The sequence below is a fragment of the Bacteroides sp. AF39-16AC genome (genome assembly GCF_003602735.1).
GTDB classification, from domain to species: Bacteria; Bacteroidota; Bacteroidia; order Bacteroidales; family Bacteroidaceae; genus Bacteroides; species Bacteroides uniformis.
This window is the reverse complement of record NZ_QTLN01000061.1, coordinates 1-2,607: the sequence shown is the minus strand read 5'-3', so window position 1 is coordinate 2,607 and position 2,607 is coordinate 1. Positions and strand designations below refer to the sequence as shown.

The window sequence follows — 2,607 nt, the reverse complement described above, 5'->3', positions numbered from 1 at the left end:
TGTAGCTAACACTTGAAAAGGGACCCGGGTAGCATTTGAAACGTGTACCACCCGATAGGTTTTGCAAAGTTAATTAAATTTGTTTATTTATCATATCTTGTGTTTCTTTCATTCTGTACGATTTTCCCGTCATGTTCAGTAGAATCGCCTTGTGCGTTAGCCTGTCTACCATTGCTGTAACTAGTACTTTGTCTGCAATAATCTCGTCCCATCTGTTGAATGCGAGATTTGTTGTAATGACGGTTGTTTTCTTGTCAGTTCTGAGTGACAGATGGTTGAACAACATCTCCGCTCCCGCCTTGTCACAAGAAACGTATCCGAACTCGTCGCAGATGACCATGTCGTATCGTTCGAACTTGTTCTCGAGTGCCCTTAGTGTCATTGCGTTCCGGCATTCCCTTATCTGCGTAAGCAGTCTGGGCACGGAAGTGAACAGTACGGAGTATCCCGCGTTACAGGCCGCAATCCCCAAGGCTGTAGCCAGATGGGTCTTTCCGGTACCGGGATTCCCGTATAGTATAAGGTTGCGCCCTTCCTTGATGAAATCAAGTGTCTCAAGGTTTGGCAAGGCCTTCCGCGCTTCTGGCGGAAGCGCGTCCGTGTCTATTTCGTTGAGGTATCGCAACTGTGGGAACGCGGCATTTTTGATGCGATGCCGACGCTGGTTCTCCGAGCGGTTTTCTTTTTCCTGACGCAGGAGTTCGGCCGTGAACATCCACAGGTTCCATCGTTCATCAAGTCCTTGCTGTATAAGCAGGTCGATGTCGCGTCGTACCAGAGGGAGTTTGAGGTCGAAGGCATACGCACGTATCCGTTCGCGTATGGAGTCTTGATTTTCGTTTTGTTCCATTGCTATGCAATTTTTATGTTGTTAGACGGTAACTTTGTTTACAGGTTGTTGTGTGGCGCCACATCCGATCATCGCCGAAAGTGTGTCCAATGTCTGTGAGGCCGATTCTTCAATGGCGGTCTGTTGTGGATCGGACGGGGTCAGGGTGGCCGCGTCTTGACGGACGTTTGCGGTTCCATTGCCGTCACTGGCCAGCATCTCGGCGCTCAATTGTTCGGAAGACAGGCGTTTGAGTCCCCGGGAGGACAGACGGTCTGCCGCAGCCAGTATGTCGGCATAAGTGCGCTGGTTGTCACGGGTAAACACGAGCAGTTCGACAAACGATCTGGGAGAATCCGTAAAATGTTTGCGAAACAGTGCCGCCACGTCCGGGTGTACCTGTCGCATGGCCGTGGATCGTCCCAACGCCGCAGGCTTGCGAAGGAACGTGCCCAGATAGTGCATCAGGTCGATACACCAGTCACCGAGACGCCGGGAGCGTACATGCGTGGCTACCTTGTCGCGACCGTCAAGCACGACAATACGCTCGGAATACATCTTTATGGGTACCTCCCGACCGACAAGCCGGTCAGGCACAGAGTAATGCACACCATCGACGGTAATGGTGGAATACTTCCCGACACGGGCATGCCGCTGCTCAAAGCAGCCCATGTCACCGTGGTCAAGCGGCCGCAAAGCCGCAATATCGGCCTGTACGCGCTCCTTCTTCTCTTGCGCAGACATGTTGGAAGCCTCCCCGTTGAGCCTGTCACAGACCTTGTCAAGATGACACTGCGCCTGCTCCAGCGAACCGAAACGGACATCATAGGCGAAAGCCCGCCGGCGGATATGTTCCACCGAACGCTCCACCTTACCTTTCTCCCATCCCGAACGCGGATTACAGAAATGAGGGGTGAAACAATAGTGGAGTTCCATGCGGCGCAGGGCATCGGTATGTTCGCGCTCCTGTCCAAGGAACTTCTTGACGGCCACCCGCATGTTATCGTAGGCCATTACTTGCGGCGTGCCCCCCAAAGCACGGAAGCAGTTGCGGTGTGCTTCCATCAGGGCCAACGTGTCCTCGCGGGAGAACAGGTATGCCCGCCGCAGGTTGCTATGGTTCATCGTGAACACGGCCATGTGCAGCTTCGTCTTGACACCGGCAATCCAAAGTGTCAGCACGCCCCAGTCAAACTCGCACCGGAACCCCGGTTCATACTCCTGGCGGATGAACGCCGCCGGGGACTTGGCTGGAGCGGACACCGCCACTTCCAATGCACGGACATACTGGCATACCGTCGAATAGGCAATCTCTATGCCTTGATCGCGCAACCGGCGCCACATGTCAATCTTGCGCATCTGCTGCTTGCGCAATCCGGCCGCGGCATTAGACCGGTTGCGGGCCATGAAGCCGTCTATCGCCTCCATCACCTGCTGGTTCATCACTCTGCGGACACGTTTGCTGCTGTCATAGCGCACCGGCTGCTGCAGGTACGTGTCCATTGCTTCCGCATCGGGGTTGTCACCGACCGCTTGTTCGAAAGCCCGGAGATACTTGCGTACAGTCTTGCGGCTCATGCCGTTACGACGGGCGATCTCACGGATGCTCAATCCGTCACGCCTATAGGCGAGAATTATGGAATCTCTTTCTTCCATGTGGTACATATTATGAACGCCATTGGTTTTTATGAATATACCAATTTTGTTCGGTTAAACATACCCATGGGTGGGGCACTTTTTAAATGTTGTTCCGGGTCCCTTTTCAAGTGTTAGCTACA

2 protein-coding genes are annotated in these 2,607 nt (G+C 53.6%); both read right to left on the bottom strand.

Going from position 1 to position 2,607, the window contains the following annotated elements; all coding sequences use genetic code 11:
* Nucleotides 1–73 precede the first annotated feature (73 nt).
* Entirely contained in the window at nt 74–850 is a 777-nt protein-coding gene (gene istB, locus DW039_RS20570; protein WP_016272400.1) for an IS21-like element helper ATPase IstB, read from the bottom strand.
* 21 nt (nt 851–871) lie between these two features.
* The gene (istA, locus tag DW039_RS20565; RefSeq protein WP_016272705.1) at nt 872–2,485 is read right to left on the bottom strand and encodes an IS21 family transposase; all 1,614 of its coding nucleotides are present in this window, start codon (nt 2,483–2,485) and stop codon (nt 872–874) included.
* Between the last annotated feature and the right edge of the window lie 122 nt (nt 2,486–2,607).